Annotated in this window: 5 protein-coding genes and 1 pseudogene; 3 read left to right on the top strand and 3 right to left on the bottom strand. The window is 69.7% G+C overall.

Going from position 1 to position 4,947, the window contains the following annotated elements; all coding sequences use genetic code 11:
* The 3 genes and pseudogenes from G7A99_RS02660 to G7A99_RS02670 form a co-directional block, all read left to right on the top strand.
* Positions 1 to 382 (top strand): annotated as a pseudogene (locus G7A99_RS02660) (3-hydroxyacyl-CoA dehydrogenase); the annotation flags it as partial.
* A gap of 59 nt (positions 383 to 441) precedes the next feature.
* Positions 442 to 1,638: an acetyl-CoA C-acyltransferase gene (locus tag G7A99_RS02665; RefSeq protein WP_040409566.1), complete on the top strand. Its 1,197-nt coding sequence runs from the start codon at positions 442 to 444 to the stop codon at positions 1,636 to 1,638.
* Positions 1,632 to 2,213 carry a chalcone isomerase family protein gene (locus G7A99_RS02670; protein ID WP_018718963.1) on the top strand — a complete coding sequence of 194 codons (582 nt, stop codon included), beginning with the start codon at positions 1,632 to 1,634 and terminating at the stop codon, positions 2,211 to 2,213. The genes G7A99_RS02665 and G7A99_RS02670 overlap by 7 nt, the downstream gene beginning before the upstream one ends.
* A gap of 23 nt (positions 2,214 to 2,236) precedes the next feature.
* Here the strand turns inward: G7A99_RS02670 and G7A99_RS02675 are convergent, their stop codons facing one another.
* Genes G7A99_RS02675 through sthA form a run of 3 tightly spaced genes read right to left on the bottom strand, consistent with a single transcriptional unit; the run spans position 2,237 to position 4,735 of the window.
* Positions 2,237 to 2,671 (bottom strand): thioesterase family protein, encoded by a 435-nt coding sequence (locus G7A99_RS02675; protein WP_163138788.1) that lies wholly within the window; start codon positions 2,669 to 2,671, stop codon positions 2,237 to 2,239.
* On the bottom strand, positions 2,671 to 3,333 hold the full coding sequence (locus G7A99_RS02680; RefSeq protein ID WP_018718961.1) for a DsbA family protein: 663 nt from the start codon (positions 3,331 to 3,333) through the stop codon (positions 2,671 to 2,673). Before G7A99_RS02680 ends, G7A99_RS02675 begins: the two co-directional genes overlap by 1 nt.
* A gap of 4 nt (positions 3,334 to 3,337) precedes the next feature.
* Positions 3,338 to 4,735 (bottom strand): Si-specific NAD(P)(+) transhydrogenase, encoded by a 1,398-nt coding sequence (sthA, locus tag G7A99_RS02685; protein WP_018718960.1) that lies wholly within the window; start codon positions 4,733 to 4,735, stop codon positions 3,338 to 3,340.
* Positions 4,736 to 4,947 lie beyond the last annotated feature (212 nt).

Consider the following 4,947-nt stretch of genomic DNA (forward strand, 5'->3'; position numbering starts at 1 on the left):
CCTGCCGGCGCACACCACCGTCGTGCCTCATGAGGACGAGGTGCTTCATGTCGCCATACAGCACGCCCGGGCACTCGCTGCCGGCGCCTACCGCCCGCCGTTGGTGCCGCCGGTTCGGGTCGCCGGGCGCGACGGGTTGGCGACGCTGGAGGCCATGATTGTGAACCTCCGTGACGGCGGCTTCATCTCCGGACACGACGCCCGGGTCGCGCACCTCGCAGCACGGGCGCTCACCGGCGGCGAGGTGGACACCGGCTCGAGCGTCGACGACTCGTGGCTGCTGGAGCTGGAGGTGGACGGCTTCATGACGCTGCTCAGGAGCGAGGCCACCCAGGCGCGGATCGCGCACATGCTCCGCACCGGCAAGCCGCTGCGCAACTGAACGAACCGACAACCGCCTGGACGTCGCCGGCGACGGCGGCACGGGGAGGGGAACCGTCAATGAGTGAAATGCAGGACGCCTATATCGTCGCCGCGGTGCGCACCCCGGTGGGGCGGGCGCCCCGGGGCGCGCTCAGCGGCACGCGCCCGGACGACCTCCTGGCCCATGTGCTCCGCGGGGCCGTGGATGCGGTGCCGGAGCTGGCGCCGGAGGGCATCGAGGACGTCATCGCCGGCTGCGCCATGCCCGAAGGGAGCCAGGGACTCAACGTCGCGCGGATCGCCGCGCTGCTCGCGGGGCTGCCGAAGAGCGTGCCCGGGGTGACGGTCAACCGCTTCTGTGCCTCCGGGCTCGAGAGCATCGCCCAGGCCGCCGGGCGCATCCGCAGCGGCGAGGCGGACTGCATTCTCGCCGCCGGCACGGAGAGCATGAGCGCCATCCCCTGGATGGGTCACCGGCCGTCGCTGAACCCGACGATCTTCGAACGCGACGAGGACGTGGGCATCGCGTACGGGATGGGCCTGACCGCTGAACGGGTCGCGGAGCGCTACGGCGTCAGCCGGGAGGACCAGGACGCCTTCGCACTTGAGAGTCATCGCAGGGCGGTCACGGCCATCGACGGCGGCGCCTTCGCCGACGAGATCCTGCCGGTGACCGCGCGCAGCTACGCCCCGGCGGCGGAAGGGGCGAGCGTGCGCATCAGCGAGCGCGCGGTGGCGACGGACGAAGGCCCGCGGCGTGACACCGACGCGGCCCGGCTCGCGAAGCTGCGCCCGGTGTTCGCCGCGCGGGGCTCGGTGACCGCGGGCAACAGCTCCCAGACCAGTGACGGTGCCGGGGCGGTGGTGGTGATGAGCGGCCGCCGGGTACGCGAGCTGGGCATTACCCCGATGGCCCGTTTCGCGGGCTACCGCGTGGTGGGTGTGCCCCCGGAGATCATGGGCATCGGTCCGGTCGAGGCGATCCCGGCGGCCCTGCGCGCCGCGGGCATCGGCCGGGACGATCTCGGCTGGATCGAGCTCAACGAGGCGTTCGCCGCGCAGAGCCTGGCGGTGATGCGCGAGCTGGAGCTGGATCCGGCCCGGGTCAATCCGCTGGGCGGCGCCATTGCCCTGGGGCACCCCCTGGGTGCCACCGGTGCCGTCCGAACCGCCACCCTGCTGCACGGGCTGCGCCGGCAGGGATTGCGCTACGGCATGGTCACCATGTGCGTGGGCACCGGCATGGGCGCAGCGGGGGTGTTCGAGCGATGCTGACTACCACGATCAGAGGGTGCCGTGCCGCGGCACTGGTGCTCGCGGGCGTTCTGCTGGCGGGGCCGGCGACGGCCGCGGAGCTCGCCGGCGTGCACATGCCGGAGCGCATGGAGGTGGACGGGGAGAGCCTCTCCCTCAATGGCCTCGGCCTGCGCGAGAAGTTCTTCTTCGACATCTATGTCGGCGGGCTCTACCTGCCCGAGACCACCGGCAGGGCGGACGACGTGCTCTCGCTGGACGGTCCCCGGCGGGTGGTGTTGCACCTGGTCTACGATCACGTCTCCCGGGAGAAGCTGGTGGAGGCCTGGAACGACGGTTTCGAGGACAACCTCTCAGAGGACCGCCGCAAGGCCCTGGCGGAGCGGATCGAGGCGTTCAACGAGCTGTTCGGCGACGCCGAGGCCGGGGATGAGATCGCCATCGATTACCTGCCGGGGCAGGGCACGCGGGTGGTGTACAACGGCAAGGTCACCGGGACCGTACCGGGCCGTGCCCTCGCGCGGGCATGGCTGGCGATCTTCGTCGGTGCCCACCCGGCGGACGAGGACGTCAAATCGGGCATGCTCGGCGGCTGATCCCGCCGCGCTGCCCGACCGGCTCACTCCCCGGCGGGGGCGAAGCGCTCGACGAACGCCTGCGGTGCGCGGGCGATGCGCCGCTCGCCGTAGTCGAAGAACACGATCCCCGTCTTCGCCCGCGCGATCTCATGGCCGTCCCCGGCGTGCTCCAGGCGGTAGAGGATATCGCAGCCGTAGCGGTTGAAGTCATCCAGCGCGACGTGGATGCGCAGCGGGTCGTTGGCGAAGGCCTCGGCACGGAAGACGACCACGGCGTCGGCGACGATGATCCCCAGCCCTTCGATGTCGCTCTCGGAGTAGCCGTGATGGCGCAGCAGCGCCGCGCGGGCCTCCTGGGCGTAGACCAGGACCATTTCGTTGCCCATGTGGCCGCCGAAGTTCAGGTCCGTGACACGCACGTCCAGCTCGTGGCAGAAGGCGAAGCGTTCCGGCAGCGGCAGCTTGAGGCGGGCCATCAGTGGGTCTCCCCCGGGGCCCCGCCGCGGGTGTGTTCTTCCATGGCCGCGGCCAGTGTGTCCATGGACACGGCGCCGGGGAAGGCCCGGTCGCCGACGATCAGGGTGGGCACGCCGGTGAGTCCGGTGCTGCGGGCCGCCTCCACGTCCTCCAGCAGGCCCGCAAGGGCCTGGCGGTCGTCCACCGGCATCAGGCAGTCGCCGACGTCATGATCCGCCGCTATCGATTCGAGCACGGCCGTCTCGCCGATGTTGCGGCCGTCGACGAAGTAGGCATGGAAGAGGGCGTTGTGCAGTGCCAGAAAACGCCCGGGCCGGCGTTGAAGCACTGTGCGTGCCAGCAGCAGGGCCTGGCGGGAGTTGGTGGTGAAGGTACGCTCGGCCATGGGCAGGCCGTCCGCCTCGAGCATTGCCGTGAGCGCCTCGTTCATCCGCCGCCACTGTTCCGGTGGATAGCCGAGCTCGGAGACCGGCCGCCCGCCGGCGGGGCTGTCCGGGTGGATCTCGACGAAGCGGTACTCCACCGCCACCGGGTAGCGCTGCGTGATCCGCTGCAGGCGATGGGCGCCCACGTAGCAGAACGGGCAGATGTAGTCGAAATAGAAGACCACCGGGATGCGGTGATCCTCGCCGCCGGTAGCGCTGCCGTTAGTCGCCGCCACGGTTTCAGGGCACCCGGTTGATGCCGTTGAGCGCCGCCACGCGGTACGCCTCGGCCATCGTCGGGTAGTTGAACGTGGTGTTGATGAAATACATCAGCGTGTTCGCCTCGCCGGGCTGGGCCATGATCGCCTGGCCGATGTGCACGATCTCGGAGGCCTGGTCGCCGAAGCAGTGGATGCCGAGGATCTCCAGTGTCTCCACGTGGAAGAGGATCTTGAGCATGCCGACCGTCTGTCCGGAGATCTGCGCCCGGGCGAGGTCCTTGAAGAAGGCGTGACCGACCTCGTAGGGGATCTTCGCCTCGGTGAGCTCGCGCTCGCTGCGGCCCACGGAGCTGATCTCCGGGATGGTGTAGATCCCGGTGGGGGTGTCCTGGGCGAGGCGGTAATCGCACTCGCCGAAGATGATGTGATGGGCGACGTAGCGGCCCTGGTCGTAGGCGGCGCTGGCGAGGCTCGGGTAGCCGATCACGTCGCCGACGGCATAGATATGCGGCTGCTCGGTCTGGAAATCCTCGTTGACCTCCACCTGGCCACGGCCGTTGGGCTGGACCCCGAGGGCCTCCAGGCCCATGCGATCGGTGTTACCCGTGCGCCCGTTCGCCCAGAGCAGGATGTCGCTCTTGATGCGCTTGCCCGACTGGGTCTCCAGGATGACGTGATCGTCCCCCGGGACGACCCGGGCATACTCCTCGCGGTGACGGATGAGCACGCCGAGCTCGCGGAGGTGGTAGGAGAGGGCGTCGGAGATCTCGTCGTCGAGGAAGGCGAGCATGCGCTCGCGGGTGTTGATGAGATCCACCTTCACGCCGAGACCGCGGAAGATCGAGGCGTACTCGCTGCCCACCACGCCGGCACCGTAGATGGTGATGGTATGCGGCGTATGGTCCAGGGAGAGGATCTGATCGCTGTCGAATACCCGCGGGTGGGTGAAGTCCACGTCCGCCGGATTGTACGGGCGCGAGCCGGTGGCGAGGATGAAGTGATCGGCGGTGAGGCGTGTGATCCGGTTGTTGGCGCCCTCGACCTCCAGGGTGTGCTCGTCGGCGAAACGCGCCGTGCCGCGGAACACCGGCACCTCGTTACGGCTGTAGAAGCTCGTGCGCAGCCCCACCTGCTGGTCGATGACCCGCTCGGCGGTGCGCATCACCGTGGGGAAGGAGAAGTGTCGCGGCTCGCTGACCTCGCGGAAGAGCGGGCTGTTGTTGAACTCCATCATCCGGCGGACGTTGTGGCGCAGCGCCTTGGAGGGGATGGTGCCCCAGTGGGTGCAGCCGCCGCCGACCTCGCTGTGGCGCTCGACCACCGCCACGCGCTTGTCCGCCTTGGCGAGTTTCATCGCCGCGCCCTCGCCGCCGGGGCCGCTGCCGATGACGATGGTATGGAAGTGCTTGCCGCTCATATGGACCGTCCCGCTGATCGAGTGCATGGCGCATCGGGCCCGGGCCGTCCATGGCTCGGCGGCCGGGCCGAAGCGGGCATTATAGCCGGGCGGGCCGTCCGGGTCGAAACGGCCGGCCGCGGCCGCCGCTCCGCCGACCGCGCGTCGGAGCTATCGTGGAAACGCTTTCCATAAAATTGCCGGTGCCCGTCAGCGGCGGTAGACTGAGGGCA

It is taken from the genome of Arhodomonas sp. KWT (assembly GCF_010993615.1).

What these genes read in the sequence shown, in the direction of transcription:
- G7A99_RS02665 (WP_040409566.1), top strand. Translation starts at nt 442, where the DNA reads ATGAGTGAAATGCAGGACGCCTATATCGTCGCCGCGGTGCGCACCCCG.
- G7A99_RS02670 (WP_018718963.1), top strand. Translation starts at nt 1,632, where the DNA reads ATGCTGACTACCACGATCAGAGGGTGCCGTGCCGCGGCACTGGTGCTC.
- G7A99_RS02675 (WP_163138788.1), bottom strand. Translation starts at nt 2,671, where the DNA reads ATGGCCCGCCTCAAGCTGCCGCTGCCGGAACGCTTCGCCTTCTGCCAC.
- sthA (WP_018718960.1), bottom strand. Translation starts at nt 4,735, where the DNA reads ATGAGCGGCAAGCACTTCCATACCATCGTCATCGGCAGCGGCCCCGGC.